This window comes from Oceanisphaera ostreae (genome assembly GCF_042676125.1).
GTDB lineage: Bacteria > Pseudomonadota > Gammaproteobacteria > Enterobacterales > Aeromonadaceae > Oceanimonas > Oceanimonas ostreae.
The window spans coordinates 15,067-34,924 of record NZ_JBHTJS010000032.1 but is presented as its reverse complement, the minus strand read 5'-3'; the positions used below and the strand labels follow the sequence as shown (position 1 = coordinate 34,924).

18 protein-coding genes are annotated in these 19,858 nt (G+C 49.0%); 3 read left to right on the top strand and 15 right to left on the bottom strand.

Annotated features, from left to right (window positions below; translation table 11 throughout):
• The first annotated feature begins 11 nt into the window (after positions 1-11).
• Positions 12-2,600, top strand: a complete 2,589-nt coding sequence (gene mutS / locus ACFQ1C_RS07930) for a DNA mismatch repair protein MutS (RefSeq protein ID WP_379558072.1) — start codon at positions 12-14, stop codon at positions 2,598-2,600.
• A 271-nt stretch (positions 2,601-2,871) separates the two neighbouring features.
• On the opposite strand, the gene rpoS is transcribed toward mutS, so the two are convergent.
• From rpoS to ACFQ1C_RS07875, 11 genes are all read right to left on the bottom strand, one after another.
• On the bottom strand, positions 2,872-3,831 hold the full coding sequence (gene rpoS / locus ACFQ1C_RS07925) for an RNA polymerase sigma factor RpoS (protein WP_379558071.1): 960 nt from the start codon (positions 3,829-3,831) through the stop codon (positions 2,872-2,874).
• A gap of 41 nt (positions 3,832-3,872) precedes the next feature.
• Positions 3,873-4,877: a peptidoglycan DD-metalloendopeptidase family protein gene (locus ACFQ1C_RS07920; protein ID WP_379558070.1), complete on the bottom strand. Its 1,005-nt coding sequence runs from the start codon at positions 4,875-4,877 to the stop codon at positions 3,873-3,875.
• Positions 4,877-5,458, bottom strand: a complete 582-nt coding sequence (locus tag ACFQ1C_RS07915; RefSeq protein WP_379558069.1) for a YqaA family protein — start codon at positions 5,456-5,458, stop codon at positions 4,877-4,879. Before ACFQ1C_RS07915 ends, ACFQ1C_RS07920 begins: the two co-directional genes overlap by 1 nt.
• A complete protein-coding gene (locus tag ACFQ1C_RS07910; protein WP_379558068.1) occupies positions 5,455-6,087 on the bottom strand; it encodes a protein-L-isoaspartate(D-aspartate) O-methyltransferase in 633 nt (210 codons plus the stop codon). The genes ACFQ1C_RS07915 and ACFQ1C_RS07910 overlap by 4 nt, the downstream gene beginning before the upstream one ends.
• 3 nt (positions 6,088-6,090) lie before the next feature.
• The gene (gene surE, locus ACFQ1C_RS07905; RefSeq protein WP_379558067.1) at positions 6,091-6,837 is read right to left on the bottom strand and encodes a 5'/3'-nucleotidase SurE; all 747 of its coding nucleotides are present in this window, start codon (positions 6,835-6,837) and stop codon (positions 6,091-6,093) included.
• Positions 6,818-7,861 (bottom strand): tRNA pseudouridine(13) synthase TruD, encoded by a 1,044-nt coding sequence (gene truD / locus ACFQ1C_RS07900; RefSeq protein ID WP_379558066.1) that lies wholly within the window; start codon positions 7,859-7,861, stop codon positions 6,818-6,820. The genes surE and truD overlap by 20 nt, the downstream gene beginning before the upstream one ends.
• Complete coding sequence (ispF, locus tag ACFQ1C_RS07895; RefSeq protein WP_379558065.1) at positions 7,858-8,334, bottom strand: 2-C-methyl-D-erythritol 2,4-cyclodiphosphate synthase; 477 nt, start codon at positions 8,332-8,334, stop codon at positions 7,858-7,860. Before ispF ends, truD begins: the two co-directional genes overlap by 4 nt.
• Positions 8,335-8,619: 285 nt before the next feature.
• On the bottom strand, positions 8,620-9,300 hold the full coding sequence (gene ispD, locus ACFQ1C_RS07890; protein ID WP_379558064.1) for a 2-C-methyl-D-erythritol 4-phosphate cytidylyltransferase: 681 nt from the start codon (positions 9,298-9,300) through the stop codon (positions 8,620-8,622).
• Positions 9,297-9,584 carry a cell division protein FtsB gene (ftsB, locus tag ACFQ1C_RS07885; protein ID WP_379558063.1) on the bottom strand — a complete coding sequence of 96 codons (288 nt, stop codon included), beginning with the start codon at positions 9,582-9,584 and terminating at the stop codon, positions 9,297-9,299. Before ftsB ends, ispD begins: the two co-directional genes overlap by 4 nt.
• Before the next feature lie 151 nt (positions 9,585-9,735).
• Positions 9,736-11,037 (bottom strand): phosphopyruvate hydratase, encoded by a 1,302-nt coding sequence (eno, locus tag ACFQ1C_RS07880; protein ID WP_379558062.1) that lies wholly within the window; start codon positions 11,035-11,037, stop codon positions 9,736-9,738.
• Between the two features lie 93 nt (positions 11,038-11,130).
• The gene (locus ACFQ1C_RS07875; protein WP_379558061.1) at positions 11,131-12,768 is read right to left on the bottom strand and encodes a CTP synthase; all 1,638 of its coding nucleotides are present in this window, start codon (positions 12,766-12,768) and stop codon (positions 11,131-11,133) included.
• Positions 12,769-13,290: 522 nt separating this feature from the next.
• Between ACFQ1C_RS07875 and tenA the strand changes: the two genes are divergently transcribed.
• Positions 13,291-14,034 (top strand): thiaminase II, encoded by a 744-nt coding sequence (gene tenA, locus ACFQ1C_RS07870; RefSeq protein ID WP_379558060.1) that lies wholly within the window; start codon positions 13,291-13,293, stop codon positions 14,032-14,034.
• Positions 14,035-14,340: 306 nt separating this feature from the next.
• Complete coding sequence (locus ACFQ1C_RS07865) at positions 14,341-15,804, top strand: carbon starvation CstA family protein (protein WP_379558059.1); 1,464 nt, start codon at positions 14,341-14,343, stop codon at positions 15,802-15,804.
• Between the two features lie 427 nt (positions 15,805-16,231).
• Here ACFQ1C_RS07865 and mdh read toward each other — a convergent pair whose 3' ends face one another.
• The 4 genes from mdh to ACFQ1C_RS07845 form a co-directional block, all read right to left on the bottom strand.
• Complete coding sequence (gene mdh, locus ACFQ1C_RS07860; RefSeq protein WP_379558058.1) at positions 16,232-17,167, bottom strand: malate dehydrogenase; 936 nt, start codon at positions 17,165-17,167, stop codon at positions 16,232-16,234.
• 160 nt (positions 17,168-17,327) lie between these two features.
• Entirely contained in the window at positions 17,328-18,005 is a 678-nt protein-coding gene (gene artM, locus ACFQ1C_RS07855) for an arginine ABC transporter permease ArtM (RefSeq protein WP_379558057.1), read from the bottom strand.
• A complete protein-coding gene (gene artQ, locus ACFQ1C_RS07850) occupies positions 17,998-18,645 on the bottom strand; it encodes an arginine ABC transporter permease ArtQ (RefSeq protein ID WP_379558056.1) in 648 nt (215 codons plus the stop codon). Before artQ ends, artM begins: the two co-directional genes overlap by 8 nt.
• Position 18,646: 1 nt before the next feature.
• On the bottom strand, positions 18,647-19,336 hold the full coding sequence (locus ACFQ1C_RS07845) for a transporter substrate-binding domain-containing protein (RefSeq protein ID WP_379558115.1): 690 nt from the start codon (positions 19,334-19,336) through the stop codon (positions 18,647-18,649).
• Positions 19,337-19,858 lie beyond the last annotated feature (522 nt).

Below are 19,858 nucleotides of genomic sequence, written 5' to 3'. Positions count from 1 at the left end.
TTGATTTAATTATGAATCAAGACAACGTCCAGCACACTCCCATGATGGTTCAGTACTTAGCATTAAAGGCACAGCATCCGGATGTATTGATGTTTTATCGCATGGGTGATTTTTATGAGCTGTTTTATGACGATGCCAAAAAAGCCTCGCGCCTGTTGGATATTTCACTAACCAAACGCGGTAAGTCGGGGGGTAATGCTATCCCTATGGCGGGGGTGCCGCACCATGCGGCAGAGAACTATTTGGCTCGCTTGGTGCAAATGGGTGAGTCGGTGGCCATTTGTGAGCAAATTGGCGAACCGGGTATGCTCAAAGGGCCGATGGAGCGCCAAGTCGTGCGCATTGTGACCCCAGGCACTTTGTCGGATGAGGCTTTGTTGGTGGAGCGCCAAGATAACTGTTTGGCAGCAGTGTTTCACGATGGCCAGCAGTTTGGTTACGGCATTTTAGATATCAGCACTGGGCGCTTTGTGCTGAACCAGTTTGCCACCGAAGAAGCTTTAATCGCCGAGTTGCAGCGTACGCAGCCGGCGGAATTGTTATACCCAGAATCCTTTGCTTATTTTGCTGCTATTGAAGCGCGCAAGGGCCTGCGCCGTCGACCGGAGTGGGAGTTTGACTTAGATACCTCGCGCACCTTGTTATGCCAGCAATTTGGTACTCGCGACCTTATTGGCTTTGGTGTTGAGCAAGCGACCACGGCGCTGTGTGCCGCCGGTTGTTTGCTGCAATATGTGAAAGATACGCAGCGCACCGCCATGCCCCATATTAATAGTGTGAGCCTTGAGCGCAGCCAAGACATGGTAGTGATGGATGCGGCGACTCGTCGTAATTTAGAGCTAACCCTTAATCTGTCGGGCACGATGGAAAACACGCTAGCCGAGGTACTCGATAATACTGCCACCCCCATGGGCAGCCGCTTGCTGAAGCGCTGGATCCATCAACCTAGCCGAAATGCGACGGCACTAACGCGTCGCCAAGACAATATCGCCCTACTGATGAGCGATGGCCGCTTTGAAGACTTGCGCTCGCCACTGCGCCAAGTGGGTGACATGGAGCGGGTGCTAGCAAGGCTGGCTCTGCGCTCGGCACGTCCACGAGATTTAAGTCGCTTGCGCAGCGCCTTACAGGCGTTACCGGACATTCAGCAGCAACTGGCGGTGGCCAATGGCTCAAGCTTAAGTGAGTTGGCTGCCACCATTGGCCAGTACCCTGACTTGGCCGAGTTATTAGAGCAAGCAGTGGTGGATACGCCGCCGGTATTAATTCGCGATGGCGGCGTGATCCGCGATGGTTTTAATGCCGAGCTGGATGAGCTGCGCGAGCTTGCTGCCGGTGCGCATCGTTATTTAGAAGCACTGGAAGCACGAGAAAAAGCCGCCACCGGTATTTCGACATTAAAAGTGGCGTATAACCGAGTGCACGGCTTTTATATTGAAGTAAGTCGCGCCAGCGCCGATTTAGTGCCGATGCATTATGTGCGCCGCCAAACGCTAAAAAATAACGAACGTTATATTATTCCCGAGCTTAAAGAGTACGAAGATAAGGTACTGAGCGCCCAAGGCAAAGGCTTGGCGTTAGAGAAGAAATTATATGACGCCCTACTCGACCGCTTATTAGAGCAATTAGCACCATTGCAGCGCAGTGCCATTGCGTTGGCCGAGTTGGACGTGTTTGCCAATCTTGCTGAGCGCGCCGATAGTCTCGATTACTGTCGCCCTACGCTTACCCAAGATGAGGTAATTAATATTCAAGCCGGTCGTCACCCTGTAGTGGAGCAGGTGATGAACGACCCGTTTATCGCCAATCCGCTGCTGCTGTCTGAAAAACGGAAGATGTTGGTGATTACAGGCCCGAACATGGGCGGTAAATCGACCTATATGCGCCAAACAGCGTTGATCGTACTGATGGCGTATATGGGCTCTTTTGTGCCTGCGCACAGTGCCAGCATTGGCAAGATAGACCGTATTTTTACTCGCATTGGTGCCTCGGATGATTTGGCCTCGGGCCGCTCAACCTTTATGGTGGAAATGACCGAGACTGCCAATATTCTTAATAATGCCACTGTGCATAGCCTGGTATTAATGGATGAAATTGGTCGTGGCACTAGCACTTACGATGGACTGGCTTTAGCTTGGGCCTGTGCCGATGCACTGGCGAATAAGCTGCATGCGTATACTTTATTTGCTACCCATTATTTTGAGTTAACTGAGCTGGCCGGCCTTTGGCCAGAAGTAGCCAACGTGCATTTAGACGCGGTGGAGCATGAAGACACCATTGCCTTTATGCATGCGGTGCAAGAAGGTGCAGCCAGTCGCTCTTATGGTTTGCAAGTGGCGGCATTGGCAGGAGTGCCCAAGCCGGTACTGGCATTAGCGCGTCATAAACTTACTGAGTTAGAGACTGGGAGTTTGCAACTGCCAGAGCCTGAGAATAAGCAAGCCCCCGTAGCCGGGGCCGCAGAGGTGCAAACCACGCTGCCTTTGTTTGATGAGAAGCTTGATGAGGCATTGGTGTTGCTAGATGGTATAGAACCGGATGAGCTAACGCCGCGTCAAGCACTGGAGTTGCTGTATAAATTGAAACAAGTGAGGAATTAAAGGGCGGCGCCGCTGTCAACATTCGCACGAATGTAGTCGCTGCTTTAGCAGCTAAATCCGGTACTGCAGGCTCTGGTGTACCGGGCCAGCCTATGCCGTGATGTTGTGCGAATAAATTCGCCCCTACAAATAATGTAGGTTCTAGCAGTGCCTACGACACATTGATGAAAGCACAAAGCCAACAGCAGACAGTTAGTCTTTTGTTGGCTTTGGTCATTTTGTTTTATTCAACATTGAAGGTTCAGCATTCTCGCGCAGCGAGTAAACTATTTTAGTCAGTATGAAACAGAGTGCCTACTGATAGCCCTTGTTGGGTGAGTATGTCTTTTAGCCTACGTAGTGCTTCTACTTGAATTTGACGAACTCGCTCGCGGGTAAGGCCAATTTCTTGCCCTACATGTTCCAGAGTCGAGGCTTCGTAACCCAGCAAACCAAAACGACGGGCTAATACTTCACGTTGTTTTGGATTGAGTTCTTCTAGCCAGCCAACTAGGCTGCTGTTCATATTGCTATCTTGTAGCTCAGCTTCTGGATCTAGGTCATTTTCATCGGTGATCACATCGAGCAATGCTTTGTCACCGTCTACACCAATCGGCGTGTCTACTGAGCTGATTCTTTCGTTTAGCTTCAGCATGCGCGATACATCAGACACTGGCTTATCAAGCGCTGCAGCAATTTCTTCCGCAGTGGGCTCATGGTCAAGCTGCTGTGCTAATTCTCGAGCGGTACGCAGGTATACATTAAGTTCTTTAACCACATGAATGGGCAGACGTATGGTACGAGTCTGGTTCATAATGGCGCGCTCTATGGTTTGGCGGATCCACCAAGTAGCATAGGTTGAGAAGCGAAAGCCACGCTCGGGATCAAACTTTTCAACGGCGCGGATCAAGCCAAGGTTACCTTCTTCAATAAGGTCTAATAAGGCAAGGCCTCGGTTATTATAACGGCGAGATATTTTAACCACGAGCCGTAGATTAGACTCGATCATCCGTTTGCGTGCTATAAGATCACCGCGTAAAGCACGACGAGAATACAAGACTTCTTCTTCTGCCGTTAGCAGTGGAGAAAAACCAATCTCTCCTAGGTATAACTGAGTGACATCTAAGCTGCGGCTGCTCATTGTCTCTGCCGTTTCTGCATTGTCTTTTGCTTTGTTGATAGTAGCGTCCGGTGCGCTATCAACAGTAAAGTCCATGTCATTGGTACGAGTTATTGTTTTACTCTGACTCATGGCCGTTCTCCCTTAAACCGGGTACTACCTGTTCCCGGGGTTTATCGCTTTGGCAAGTGCTTCATCGGGTTCACCGACGTCCCCTGATATCGAATCTCAAAGTGCAATCGAACATCAGTCGTATCACTGCTTCCCATATCCGCTATATGCTGCCCTGAGCTCACCGTTTGTTGCTCTTTAACTCTCAACACTTCGTTGTGAGCGTAGGCAGACAAATAATCATCGTTATGTTTAATGATAACCAAGTTGCCGTAACCACGTAACGCACTCCCTGCGTATACAACCTTGCCTGCTGCGGCGGCTTTTATAGCCTGCCCTCTACTACCTCGTATATCAACGCCCTTATTACCCGTTTCTGCCAACGAAAAACCTGAAATAACAGGTCCTGATGTTGGCCAATGCCAGATTATTTTAGAGTTGACAGTGGCGTTTTTTTGTACGCCAGAGTCAGCGTATGCTTTTCTCGGTGTGGGTGCAAGCGGCTTCGCTGGCTTTTTAACATCAGCGCTACCTTTAGCCTCAGAAGTATTAACCTTAACATTGCTTGTTGAACGGGCAGGAATAGTGACCGATTTGGGCTTCGTCGTGGGCACTGTATTTGACGGTTCGCGACCCATTTGCAGCGTCAGAGCTTGACCAACATAGATACGATAAGGAGGCCTAAGGCCATTAAGGGTGGCCAAGTCAGCCACTCGATGGTTGGTACGCCGCGCAATGCTATTAAGCGTGTCCCCTCGGCGAACTCGATATTGCACACGTTTAACGCCGGGAATATCTAGGCGCAGCGTTTGCCCCGGATAAATGGCATAGGGTGGTGCAATACGATTATGGCTCGCCAATGTCGGGACATCAGTACCGGCTTGCCAGGCAATCGAATATAGGGTGTCGCCTTTGGCCACCACATAGTGGTTGCCGTTGGCTTTAATATGCCCACGGGCATGAACGCCAGACACAGGAGCCGGCCGAGAGGCGGAGCAAGCGCTCAGCAGCGAGATCAACACCAGGTTGATACACGTCAGTTTGAGTAGTTTGCTCCATGCTTGCATTAGTTTCTCAGCAATAAGTAGGCTGCCACGGCCGCTACTAAACATAGCCAGCCAATAATATCGATATATCGAATCAGCTTAGCTTCCATTCTTACACCGCCCCATACCATAAGGCCGGCCACCAAGAAAAAGCGCAATCCTCGACCCACTAGCGATACCAATACGAAAGGCAAAAATACCATGCCCAACAAACCGGCGGTAACCGTGAATACCTTATAAGGAATGGGCGTGAAGCTGGCAATAAAAATAACCCAAATGCCCCACTCGTCAAACCAATGGCGGGCAATATCAATTTTCCCCTCATAGCCCATGGTGGCAATAAAGGGCTGCACTACCGGATCCCATAGCGCATAGCCCAGCAGATAACCAAAACAGGCACCCAACACGGAAAAAAACGTGGCCAAGCCCGCATAAAACCAAGCGCGTTTGGGCTTAGCTAACGCCATAGGCGCGAGCATTACGTCTACTGGCACCGGCCAAAAAATAGACTCGACAAAGCTATTTAGCGACAAATAAACCGGTGCATGCTTATGCATAGCCCATTTCATTACCAGTTGGTACAACCGAGAAAAAATCTTCACTCAAGATCGCCTTTCACTAAAGGAACAAATCGCACCGACTCTAATTCGGTACGAGAAAATTGATTACCGTTACGCTGATACAGCCATAACGATTGATGTGCCTGGCCCACCGGGATCACCATACATCCACCATCGGCTAGCTGCGATAATAATGCCTGAGGTGTCTCTTGGGCCGCTGCCGTCACCATAATGGCATCAAACGGTGCCTTGCTATCCCAGCCTTGCCAACCATCACCATGCTTGGTCGATACATTGTGTAAGTCGAGCCGCTGCAGGCGACGTCTAGCCTGATATTGCAGCGATTTAATACGCTCAATGGTAAAGACCTGATCAACAAGCTGCGCCAGCACCGCCGTTTGAAAGCCAGAGCCGGTGCCCACTTCCAACACCCGCTTGGGCTGGCGTTGCATCAGCACTTCTGTCATGCGGGCCACTATATAAGGTTGAGAGATAGTTTGGCCAAAACCGATAGGTAGCGCACTGTTCTCCCATGCCTTATGGGACATGGCTTCATCAACAAACTGAGCTCTTGGCAAACTTGCAATAGCCGTTAATACCTGCTCGTTTTTGATCCCTTGTTGCTGCAACATGCGATAGAGTTGCTGCCCTGCTAACGTTAACGTAAGCACCTACTACTCCACTTCTTTGATCCAACTGGCTAACGCCGCCATTTTGTTATGTGCAGTCATGTCGATTGTCAGCGGGGTAATAGAGACATAGCCTCGTTCTACCGCGTCAAAATCGGTGCCTTCCCCTGCATCTTGAATCGCACCAGGAGGGCCAATCCAATAAATAGGCCGTCCGCGAGGATCATATTCCTTTAATACCGGATCGCAACGATGACGATTACCCAAACGAGTCACTTTGATACCCTGAATATCGGCCAACGGCAAGTCAGGAACGTTAACATTAAGTATTTGATTGGTCGCCAGCGGGGCACGTAACAAACCTTGCACCAGCAAACTGGCATAATGCGCGGCTGTTTCAAAATGACGACTGCCACATAAAGACACCGCCAATGCGGGTAATCCTAAGTGTCGTCCTTCTGTCGCCGCTGCCACGGTACCCGAGTAAAGCACATCGTCGCCCAAGTTAGCACCGTGATTAATACCGGCCACCACCATGTCAGGGTCGGGATCGAGCAGGCAGTTTACTGCCCAATGCACGCAGTCGGTAGGCGTACCTTTAACTGAGTAGAAGCCACTGTCATCTAATTTATCGGCACGCAGTGGCACATCTAGCGTCAGTGAATGACTGGCACCGCTGCGGTTTCTGTCCGGCGCCACCGTCACCACTTCGGCAAATTCTGACAATGCGCGGCTTAAGGTGCGAATGCCAAGTGCATTCACGCCGTCGTCATTACTCACTAATATTTTCATTGGCTTGCAAATCCTTCGCTATTTCGCGTACCACACTGGTGGCATAACTTCCGGCGGGTAGCCAGAATGATAATTTCAACTGAGCACCGTCTAACTGCCAACTCATGTCGCGCGGCTTTAATAATAAGGCACGACGCTCTTGTTTTAGTCCTTGAGCCTCAAGCCCTTGGCATAAATCTTCTTGTTCGCTAAGAGCCGACAGCTCTAGCTCAGCGGCGGCCTCTAGGCTCGGCAAGCGGCCTCGCCCCCACATTGGCGAACTGATGCGCACATCATCTTCTGCAAAGCGCGCCTGCATGGCATCATCTAGCGGGTTGTCTTCGTTGAGCGTGAAAAAAGACTGAGTGCCCGCCAGCATCAGGCAATCGCCAGCCAGTAGTTGCTCACCCAAGCCAGAGCTTAAGCGCTTGCTGGCAGCTAGATTAAAAAGATAGCTACGTGCCGCCGACAAATACATTGATCGCTTGTTACGGTCTTTAATACGACGGCCATTAAACATGGCGCGCGCTTGATCTAAATTACCAAAATTGTGGCCAAAGCGTTGATCACCGTAATAGTTAGGTACACCGCGCGTGGCGATGGCACTTAAGCGGCTTTCTAGCGCAGCACAATCTGACAATTCGGTAAGGTTAAGCTCAAACCTGTTGCCTTTTAGTGCGCCAATTTTTAGTTTTTTGTTATGGCGAGCTCTGGCCAATATTTGCACTTCGTCGCCTTCAAGGCTCGAAAAGTCCGGCTCGGCTTTGCCGGGCAGGTGCACACCAAACCATTGTTCGGTAACGGCGTGGCGGTCTTTAAGTCCCGCCCATGTCACATCACGCTGGGCAACTCCGGCAAGGCGGGCCAGCTCTCGTGCAACCCACTGGGTATTTTGGCCACGTTTGCGAATATGCAGCAAAATGTGCTCGCCTTCGCCACAAGGGGCAAAGCCTAGGTCTTCACGAACGATAAAGTCTTCGGGAACAACTTTAAGTCGGCCGACGCAGTCGGGCTCGCCGTGTAGATAATGCCAAGCAGGAATCATATTTTCACCAACAGCACCACCGCTTCTGCCGCTATGCCTTCTTTACGGCCCACAAAACCGAGTTGTTCGGTGGTGGTGGCCTTTACGTTAATAACAGCGGGGGATACTCCAAGGTCGGCTGCAATATTAGCCACCATCTCGCTAATAAAAGGCGACAGCTTAGGCGCTTGTGCTAATACGGTCACATCGGCATTACCGAGGGTAAAACCCGCCTGCTTAACCAGTGCGACTACTTCGCGCAGCAACACGCGGCTGTCTGCCCCTTTATACGCGTCATCGGTATCAGGAAAATGACGGCCAATATCACCGGCACCAATGGCTCCTAATAAGGCATCACTAAGGGCGTGCAAAATAACATCGCCGTCGGAGTGGGCTAATAACCCTTGCTCATAAGGCACCGCTACGCCAGCCAGAATGCAGGGCCCTTGGCCGCCAAATTTATGCACGTCAAAACCGTGTCCAATTCGCATCATTAAAGTGCTCTCTTTTATTAGTTAAATGCTGTCGTCTCGCGCGGTACGCTTTACGCCGTGCGTTAAAGACAAGTTCAAAAGCTGTTTTTGCCACGGAATACACGGAAGAATACGGAACAATAGTGATCAAATCTGAAAATGACTCTAATTGGTAAAAGCTAACATGTTGATCTAATCAGATAGCAGGGAAGTCCCTTAATCATTTAAAAGCTCTTAGTCACTCGTCGATCTTATCTCTGCTTAATTTTTCCGTGCTTTCCGTGTTATTCCGTGGCAAATATGTCTTTATATTTTCTGCAAAAAAAACTGTGCTAGTGCCAAGTCTTCGGGCCGCGTTATCTTGATATTGTCCGCGCGCCCTTCCACTAATTTGGGATTAAAGCCGGCCCATTCCATGGCTGACGCTTCGTCAGTAATAATGACGCCTGCTGCTAAGGCTTTGGCCAAGGCTTGTCGTAAGGTGGCAGTAGCAAAGCACTGCGGAGTTAGCGCATGCCATAACTCGTCGCGCGCCACGCTGGTGGCAATCGCGCCTTGGCCATCTCCTCGCTTCATGGTGTCGCGCACTCGACTAGCCAAAATAGCGCCACCAGCTTGTAAGCCTGCCGCCATTACGGCAGCTAGGTCGGCTCGGTGCAAACATGGCCGAGCGGCGTCATGTACTAATACCCACTCGGTGTTCACCTGCAATAAGGCATTTAATACCGAGTCGGCCCGCTCGCGCCCGCCCTGAACTTGTAAGATGCGCGGGTGCTGGGCCAGCGGCAACTGACAAAACCAGTCGTCGTGCAATGCGGTGGCCACAATAATACGCGCAATAGCGGGGTTGGCCAGTAAGCACGATAGTGTTTGTTCCAACACTGTGCTGCCAGCTAAGGGTAAATACTGCTTGGGTCGGTCGGCCGCCATACGACTGCCGATACCAGCCGCTGGCACTATTGCCGTATACGTTGCGCTATCACTCATGGCCTGAGTTTATCTGTTAGCAACAGGCGATAAAAAGTTTCACCGGGTTTGATCATGCCAAGGTCGTTGCGCGCCAGCTCTTCCACTGCCGCTAGGCCTTTGTTGAGATCGTCAATTTCCCGATACAACAAGGCATTTCGGATTACTAATTGTTCATTTTCTGCAACTTGACGGCTCACGTTAGCCTGGGCTTCATGGTATTCAGCCAGGCCATTTTTGCCCCACCATAGGTGGTTTTGCAGAGCGCCTAACAAGGCGAGCAGTATCAGCGTAAGCGTGCGCATTTATCCTCCATGAGTAGGTCGCTAGTTTCCCATATTCGAGCGCCGAACAAAAGAAACCCCGCACGGGGCGGGGTTTCATATTCAGCTTAGGCAATTCTTTAGCTTGGATAAGCTTGGCCAATTAACTGCGCTAGAGTGTGCCGCCGGCGAATTAAGCCTGACCTTTAATCTCAGACAAACCGTTGAACGGGGCTTTTGCACCCAGCTCTTCTTCGATACGGATCAGCTGGTTGTACTTAGCAACACGGTCTGAACGGCTCATAGAACCGGTCTTAATTTGACCTGCACAGGTACCCACAGCCAAGTCGGCAATCGTCGTGTCTTCGGTTTCACCTGAGCGGTGCGAAATCACCACGGTATAACCGGCTTTTTGTGCCATTTGAATCGAGTTTAGAGTCTCGGTTAAGGTGCCAATCTGGTTGAACTTAATCAAGATAGAGTTAGCGATACCTTTGTCGATACCTTCTTGCAAGATTTTGGTGTTAGTCACAAACAAGTCGTCACCAACCAGTTGGATCTTGTCGCCCAGCACTTTGGTCTGGTAAGCAAAACCGTCCCAGTCAGACTCGTCTAAGCCATCTTCGATGGATACTATCGGATATTGCTTAGTCAACTCTTCCAGATAATGAGTAAACTCATTGGCGGTGAACACTTTGCCTTCGCCGCTCAGGTTGTAGTTGCCTTGTTCTTTGTCGTAAAACTCAGAAGCTGCACAGTCCATGGCCAGTGTAATGTCTTTACCCAACACATAACCGGCTTGTTCAACCGCTTCTTTAATAGCAACTAATGCCGCTTCGTTAGACTCAAGATCCGGGGCAAAGCCACCTTCGTCGCCTACTGAAGTACTCAGGCCTTTTGCCTTTAGTACTTTAGCTAAGCTGTGGAACACTTCTGCCCCCATACGCAGGGCTTCTTTAATATTTTTAGCGCCAACGGGTTGGATCATAAACTCTTGAATGTCGACGTTGTTGTCGGCGTGCTCGCCGCCGTTAATGATATTCATCATCGGCAGTGGCATAGAGTATTTACCTGGCGTGCCGTTTAGCTCGGCAATCCATGCGTACAAAGGTACACCTTTGGCCAGTGCAGCGGCTTTTGCCACGGCAAGAGACACGGCAAGAATAGAGTTTGCACCCAATTTTGCCTTGTTGTCGGTGCCATCGAGGTCAAGCATCAGCTGATCGATTTCGGCTTGCTTGGTGGCATCCTTGCCAATCAGAGTCTTGGCTATTTGGTCGTTGATGTTGGATACGGCAGTTTGTACGCCTTTACCCAAGTAGCGAGACTTATCACCATCACGCAGTTCCAATGCTTCGCGTGAACCGGTAGAAGCACCTGATGGCGCAATCGCGCGGCCCATAAAGCCACCTTCTAGATATACATCAGCTTCTACTGTTGGGTTGCCACGCGAGTCGATAACTTCACGACCGACTACTTTAACTATCTTAGCCATTCTCTAACTTCCTCTTCGTTGAAAGGTAAAAACGGGATAAAGCACTAAAAAATACGGCCGAGCCTTAAGGTAAGGCTCGGCCGTGAGATTAGGTTATTCCAGCTCTCCCTGCTGATATTGACCGGCCGCCTTTACAAAACCGGCGAACAAGCCATGGCCATCCCGAGGTGTAGAGGTGAATTCCGGGTGGAATTGCGCCGCAACAAACCAAGGATGATCCGGGTTTTCAATAATCTCGACCAGTTTCTTGTCTGCCGAACGTCCCGTTACCTTCATGCCGGCCGCTTCTATTTTAGGCAGCAAGCGGTTGTTAACTTCATAACGGTGGCGATGACGTTCATAAATAGTGTCTGAACCATAGAGTGCATGCACCTTAGAGCCGGGCTCCAAGTGACAGAGCTGCGCACCCAAACGCATGGTGCCGCCTAAGTCTGATTTTTCGTCACGTACTTCTACCGTGCCTTCTTCATCCAGCCATTCGGTGATCAGACCGACGACAGGATAAGGGCTTTCTGGATTGAACTCTGACGAATGCGCGCCTTCTAGGCCTGCGACGTTACGGGCATATTCAATGAGTGCCACCTGCATGCCTAAACAAATGCCGAGATAAGGCACGCGCTGCTCGCGGGCGTAACGAGCCGCCATAATTTTGCCTTCAATACCACGAGGGCCAAAACCGCCTGGTACTAATATGGCATCAAGCCCTTCAAGCATGGCTTCGCCTTTACTCTCAAGATCTTGTGAATCTATATACTTAATTTTTACCGTCAGACGATTTTTTAAGCCGCCGTGTTTTAGGGCTTCATTAACTGACTTATACGCATCAGGCAGCTCGGTGTATTTACCAACCATGCCAATGGTTACTTCGCCAGTTGAGTTAGCCTCTTCATAAATTACCTGTTCCCACTCGGATAAATCTGAGAGTGGGCAATCTAGGTTAAAGCGCTTAACAACCAATTCATCCAACCCTTGCGAGCGCAAGATTGCTGGTATCTTATAAATAGAATCAACGTCTTTCAGCGAAATAACGGCTTTTTCGACTACGTTACAGAACAGCGCAATTTTGGCGCGCTCGTTTGCCGGAATAACGCGGTCACTGCGACAAATCAGAATATCGGGCTGAATACCGATAGACAGTAATTCTTTTACCGAATGCTGAGTGGGCTTAGTTTTCACTTCACCGGCTGCCGCCAGATAAGGAACCAGCGTCAGATGCATAAACAGGGTATTTTCGCGTCCGACTTGGACAGCCAGCTGACGCAAAGCTTCCAAGAACGGCAATGATTCAATATCACCAACCGTACCGCCCACTTCAACAATGGCGACGTCATGTCCTTCGGCGCCAGCAATCACCCGCTCTTTAATAGCGTTGGTAATGTGCGGGATCACCTGAATGGTTGCGCCCAAATAATCGCCACGTCGTTCCTTGCGCAGCACGTCCGCGTATACGCGGCCAGAGGTGAAGTTATTACGACGGGTCATCTTGGTACGAATAAACCGTTCGTAATGGCCAAGATCTAAGTCGGTTTCAGCGCCGTCATCGGTCACGAAGACTTCACCGTGCTGGGTCGGGCTCATGGTACCTGGATCTACGTTAATGTAGGGGTCCAGCTTCATAATGGTCACATTAAGACCACGAGCCTCGAGGATGGCCGCCAGGGAACCGGCTGCAATGCCTTTACCCAGGGACGACACAACCCCGCCAGTAACAAAAATATATTTAGTTGTCATGTAGAACCTGAAGAAGCTAGGAAACGAAAGAAGTGTGGAATTCAAGACGGGGTGAAAGTATACGCATTAAGCACTAGCACGACAATGAAAACCTAAAACCCGCGCCCTGCGGGCAGCTTTAAGCTGTCAGTAAAAGATAAATACCGCTTTTAGTAAGCTCTGTATTTTAGCCGTCTTACCGGACTTGCTCCGGTATCTGATCTGGGTTTGTAGGCGGACGCTTGCTCTCGCATTTTGCCGCAGGCTAAAATCTTTAAAACCTAAAGACCAAACAGAGTCTAAAAATATATCTGCCACGGAAGAACACGGAATCCACGGAAAAATAGAGATCAGATCTGAAAGAGATTTTGATGGTTAGGGCTGAGACAAGACCCAAACAAAAGTGACAGGCGAAATAGAGACTGAATATGCAGGTTGGTTTGGCAGTTATATTTAAGCCGTCTTACCGGACTTGCTCCGGTAGCTTTTGATCTATCTGAAGGCTGCTGTTAAGCCCTTGATCTTGTCAGGAATATGTCCAAAATGGATCACCCTCCCAAACATGATCAAGATCACAGTCTAGTGGGAGTCTATGGCGCATTTATAAAAGGACATAAAATGAGCTTTACCTTTGATGACTTTAAAAAAGAAAACCTAAAACCTTGGCGCGCTTATATAGAGCATGAATTTGTTCGCCAACTCGGTGATGGCACCTTGGCGCCCCAGGCGTTTCGTCATTATTTAAAACAAGATTATTTGTTTCTCATCCAGTTTGGTCGTGCCTTTGCATTAGCCGCCTATAAGAGCCCTACATTGGCAGACTTACGCCATGCTAAAGCCGGGTTTGATGCCATTATCGATCTTGAGCTGTGTCTGCATATCAACTATTGCAAAGAATGGGGTATTAGCGAGCAAGACTTGGTCGATTTGCCTGAGGCCAGAGCTACCCTTGCCTACACGCGCTATGTATTGGATACCGGTAACCGTGGTGATCTGTTGGACATGCATGTAGCACTGGCACCCTGCTTAGTGGGCTATGCAGAAGTAGCACGTTGGTTAATAGCACAACCCACTACGGTGCGTGGCGACAATAATCCTTATGAAGCCTGGTTGGCCATGTACGAAAGTGCCGAGTTTCAGGCGGCAGCTCAAGCGGAGCTAGAATGGCTTAACGAGCGACTGGCCGATGTGACTCCCGCTCGTTTTAAGCAGCTAAGCCGCATTTTTAACGATGCTACTCGCCTAGAAATCGACTTCTGGGCCATGGGCTTGAATCAGCAGATGTGATTGCCTTGCGGGTAGCGGTAAGCTAAACCAAGTGACTAAAGACTTTTTTTGCCACGGAACACACGGAAAAATAGAGCTCAGATCTGAATAAGCAGATTGGTTCGGGTTGTCCTTTATGCCGTCTTGCTGATGCAGATAAGGATCGCGACTCTGTGTTTAGCTTGGTGCTTAGCGCTGGGCGTTGTCGTTAGCCACCTTCAACAAGCAAAACCTACGACTATAATCTAGTATTCAGTGACGAGATACCGTGCTACCTTGCTGCCAATTTTACCCCTTAAGCATTTAAAACAATAAGGAATTTGCTACATGCTTATTTTCTTTATCAGTATTACCATACTAATACTAGGCTATAAATTTTACGGTCCCTTTGTTGAAAAACAAGCGGGCATAGACCCCACAGCCCTTACTCCTCAGCAACGCCTAGATGACGGTGTTGACTATGTTGCCATCAGCCCAGCTAAAGCGTTTTTAATTCAATTCTTGAACATTGCCGGTGTCGGCCCCATTTTTGGTCCTATTCTCGGCGCCATGTATGGTCCCATTGCCTTGGTGTGGATCGTGATTGGTAACGTGCTGGGTGGTGCAATACATGACTACTTTTCGGGTGTAATGAGCCTGAAAGAAGACGGAAAAAGCTTACCGGAAATTGCCGGCCACTATTACAACGTGGTCTTCAAAGGCATTATGCTGGTGTTTACTGCCATGCTGCTGTTTTTTGTCGGCGTGGTTTTTATTATGAGCCCAGCAGGGCTATTGAGTAATCTATCCTATTTTGAAGGGACGATTTTAGCCGGTAACAGCTTTTGGGTATTGGTTATTTTAGGCTACTACTTTTTAGCAACCTTGCTACCTATCGATAAAATTATCACCAAGCTGTATCCGCTGTTTGGTTTGTTGATGATTGTGATGACCACTTTAATTGCTGGTGCCTTGTTATTAGAAGCACCGCACTTGCCCCAGTTTGGTGATGCTTTTGCTTACTTTGATAGCCATAGCCATGAAGACTTATTAACGCCCAACCCAGATGGTTTACCCGTATGGCCGTTATTATTTTTAACCATTACCTGTGGCGCGATCAGTGGGTTTCATTCCACTCAATCGCCAATGATTGCTCGTTGTCTAACCAATGAGAAGTATGCGCGCCCAGTGTTTTATGGCGCCATGATGTGTGAAGGCATAGTGGCCTGTGTATGGGCGTTGGCGGGTATTGCAGCCTTCCCTGGTGGTTATATAGAGCTGAAAGCCATGCTGGCACAAGGTGGCCCTGGCTTGGTGGTTAACCATATTGCGACCAGTTATCTGGGTGTGGTAGGTGGGGTAATGGCAATTCTGGCAGTCGCGGTGTTCCCAATTACCTCTGGCGATACGGCGTTTCGCTCATTACGCCTAACCATTATGGATGCGTTTAAGATCTCACAAACGACCCTAAACAGACTGGCATTGGCAGCGCCTTTATTGGGTATCGCCTATTTGATGACCTTCTTAGACTTTGCGTTAATTTGGCGTTATTTCGCATTCTCAAACATGCTGTTGTCTACCAGCGTACTGTGGCTCGCTACCAAATACTTGTTCGACCGCGGCACTTTCCACTGGGTGGCCAGTCTGCCTGCAGTGATCGGCACGGCTATCACAGTGTCTTACATCATGACTAACGCCATTGGTTTCAATTTACCCGTGGTATACAGCAAACCGATAGGCATAGCGACGGCGATAGTCTGCTTGATCGGCCTAGTGTTACAACATAAGAAACGCCCTATCATGGCTCAGTAACCTGAGCTCTTAGGGCTGCTGTAAGCAGTAAGTTAAAGAAAAGGATAGCGCTAGCCGCTATCCTTTTTTGTTATGTGGCCGCATATTTTAGGTAGGTGCATTGGGCCTCTTGAAGCCGAGCCCTAGTTTTTGGTCCAATGAATTGGACCCTACATAAACACAGATCACTAATTAAAGACGGTGTTTGTCTTTTAACTTCCGGCTTATAGCTGACGGCCTACTGCTGCTCGAAGGGCTTGGCCTTACTAATAAAATATCTTTTCAGATTTAATCTCTATTTTTCCGTGGGTTCTGTGGATTCCGTTGCAAAGCGTCTTTAGCCCTTGGTTTTTCTGGTTACTGGGCGCTTTGCTTCACCCCTTACGATTCATATAAAGCAAAAAGGGAGCCTCGGCTCCCTTTTTTAATGGACTAAATTCGCAGGTTATTACTTAACGAATTCTACACCTTTAGCGATATCGCCTTTTAGGGTGTCCAGCATGTCGTTCATTGCCGCTTCTTCAAACGCGCTTAGCTTACCGTACGGCAGTACTTTTTCTACGCCGTTTTTACCTAACAGTACAGGCTGTGCGAAGAACTGAGCATGTTCACTGCCACCGTCTACGTAAGTGCACTCTACTACGTCTTTTTCACCTTCCATGGCTTTCACCAAAGACAGCGCGAAACGACAAGCAGCTTGACCCATAGACAGCGTGGCAGAACCACCGCCAGCTTTAGCTTCAACTACTTCGGTGCCGGCATTCTGGATGCGATGAGTCATTTTCTCGACTTCTTCATCGGAGAAAGAAACACCTTCAACCTGAGACAATAGTGGCAAGATAGTTACACCACTGTGGCCACCGATAACAGGTACCTTAACGTTAGCTACGTTCAGGCCCTTGGCTTCGGCTACAAAGGTTTCACCGCGAATAATATCCAGTGTAGTAATACCAAACAGCTTGTTCTTATCGTACACGCCGGCTTTTTTCAGCACTTCAGCGGCAATAGCAACCGTAGTGTTTACTGGATTGGTGATGATGCCGATGCACGCTGTAGGGCAAGTAACCGATACTTTTTCAATCAGATTTTTTACGATGCCGGCGTTCACGTTAAACAAGTCGGCACGATCCATGCCTGGCTTGCGCGCTACACCCGCAGAGATCAGAACTATGTCGGCACCTTCTAGTGCAGGCGTTGGATCTTCACCGCCAAAACCCACTACGCTTACTGGCGTTGGGATGTGGCTGAGATCAGCGGCAACACCTGGGGTAACGGGTGCGATATCGTACAGGCTTAATGCAGAACCGGCAGGCAGGTTATTTTTTAACAGCAGGGCCAGAGCCTGACCGATACCACCGGCGGCTCCAAGTACGGCAACTTTCATAGCTGAACTCCGTTATTATTGGGTTGTTAGACGTTTCCTAATACTTTAGCAACATAGCGAAAGCACTGTAAAAATACAATAGTTAAGGCAATGTGAAACCTATGTTTTGTGAGGTCAAGGAGTTTATAAGTCACATCCCGAATATAAACCTATACACACATTATTGGTGCGTTTGAAAGCGCAGCGCCCTTTTCTCTAGCAAACGGAACAACAGAGTAAGCACACCATTAAGCACCAGATAGATTGCCCCGGCTAAGCCAAATACCGCGAGCGTATCGTAAGTCTGACCGTTTATTCGTTGTGCCAGTCCCATAATTTCCATAATGGAAATCGTGCTGGCCAACGAACTGCCCTTAAGTACCAATACCACTTCGTTGGAATAAGCCGGGATTACGCGACGCATGGCATGGCGCAGCTTCACGCTCAGGGTTTGCCAGTTGTTCATGCCTAACGCTTGGCAAGCGAGGGTCTCCCCTTTGGGTATCACATCTAGCGCGCCTTTAAATAGCCGGCAAGTATACGCACCTGCATTCATGCCCAGCGCCAAAATAGCGCAAAACATCGGCTCGCGCAGGTAAGCCCACATCCAGCTATTTTTTATCCAGTCAAACTGCGCCGGTCCGTAATAAACTAAGAATATTTGTACCAGCAAAGGCGTGCCGGTGAGTAATAACAAATAGCCTTCGGTTAGCTGCGCCAGCACCGGAATGTTTTGTTCCAAAATCCAGGTTAAGGTGAGCGCAATGATCAGCCCCAGCAGCAAACCAGCAGCCGTGATCTGTAGGGTAATGCTCACTCCCTGCAGCAAGGTGGGTAGATAGCTAAACCAATCAGTCATAACGCGTTACCCGAGTTCGCAGCCGCTTTAGCCCTTGTTGACTAAGCACGGTAATCACTAAATAAATAAGCGCCGCTATGGCATACCAAGTGAAGGGCTCATAAGTACGAGAAGCCACGGCCTTGGCCTGATACATTAAATCGTGCACACCAATCAAAGACACTAACGCTGTATCTTTTAGCAATACCAGCCACTGGTTACTCAGCCCCGGTAACGCATGACGCCATGTTTGCGGCAGCACTATGTGAGTAAAGATGTAAAGCTTTGGCAAGCCCAGCGCTTGTGCCGCTTGGCGCTGACCGTTATGCACCGCATTTAATGCGCCACGCAGTGTTTGCGCCGAATAGGCGGCAAACAACAAAGACAACGCCGTTACACCACACCAAAAGGGGCTGAACTCTATGTATTGGCCAGTGATTAAAAATAGTATTTGGGTAGACCCAAAATAAATGAAAAATACCACCAGTATTTCGGGCAGACCACGCAGCACTGTAGTAAGCAAAGTCACCGGCCAGCGCAATAGCGCAAAGCGGCTCATTTCTCCACCACAGAACAAAATGGCCAGCACCAAACCCACCGCCAATGACACCAATGCCAGCCCCAAGGTCATCAGGCTGGCATTCATTAGATGAGTTAGCATATTACTGAGGGAAATACTTTTGATAGAGGCTGTCGTAAGTGCCGTTATCTTTTAACTGGCTTAGGCCTTTATTGAGCTGATCCAACAACGCTTGGTTATCCTTGGTTACCGCAATACCAAAGCCGGTGCCAAAGTAATCATCATCGGTAATACGCTCGCCTAATACCGCATAGCCTTCATTGTTAGCTAACCAGTCACCCACTACGGCGGTGTCGGCAAACACGGCGTTAATACGGCCATTACTCATGTCGAGCAGGGCATCTTGCACACTTTGATAAGCGCGTGCCGCCATGCCGTCTGCTTCTAATTTATCTTGGATGTATTTTTGATGGGAAGTACCGTTTTGCACGCCCACCGTTTCTTTCTGCAGACCATCTAGGTTGTCGAACTTATCGGTTGGCGTGACAAATACCGCGGAGTTTTCGTAATAAATATCACTGAAGTCCACTTGCTTGGCACGTTCAGGGGTGATGTCCATCGCGGCAATAGCAGCGTTATAGCGACGGAACTTAAGGCTTGGAATCAAGCTATCGAAAGCTTGGTTATGAAAGCTACAGTTCATTTGCTGCACTTCACAAATGGCTTTGGCCAGATCAATATCGAAGCCCTGCATTTCGTTGTTTTCATCAACGAATTCAAACGGTGCATAAGCGGCATTGGTGACAAACTTCACTTCGTCAGCATGAGCCATGCCCGTGGCAGCTAACAGCGCCAAAGATAATAATGTTTTGTTCAAGATAATGTCCTTATTGTCATTTTGCCCTTTGGGCAGATGTAAGCCATAAGCTGTAAGCTGTAAGCTGTAAGCTGTAAGCTGTAAGCTGTAAGCTAAGTTCAAAACCTAAAATCTATTTTTGCCACAACTCTTTGTTACGAGAGTACAATAAAAAATGAACTAAGAAGCAGATTAAAGGCGAAAATAACTTATCGCATGTCAGGTTTTAACTCCTAATAATTTTTCGCTTTTATCTCATCTTCATTTTTCCGTGCGTTCCGTGTTCTTCCGTGGCAAAAAATCCAAAATATAAAACCAATCAAAGTGCCGTATTGGTTTTTATGCCGTCTTCCTGACGCAGGTCAGGATCTGCCTTTTAAACATAGAGCAGATACCGGAGCAAGTCCGGTAAGACGGCATAGGGCACAAACCAACAACGGGCGGTGTGTGTCTTTAAGTCGTCTTCCTGACGCAGGTCAGGATCTGCCTTTTGTAGTC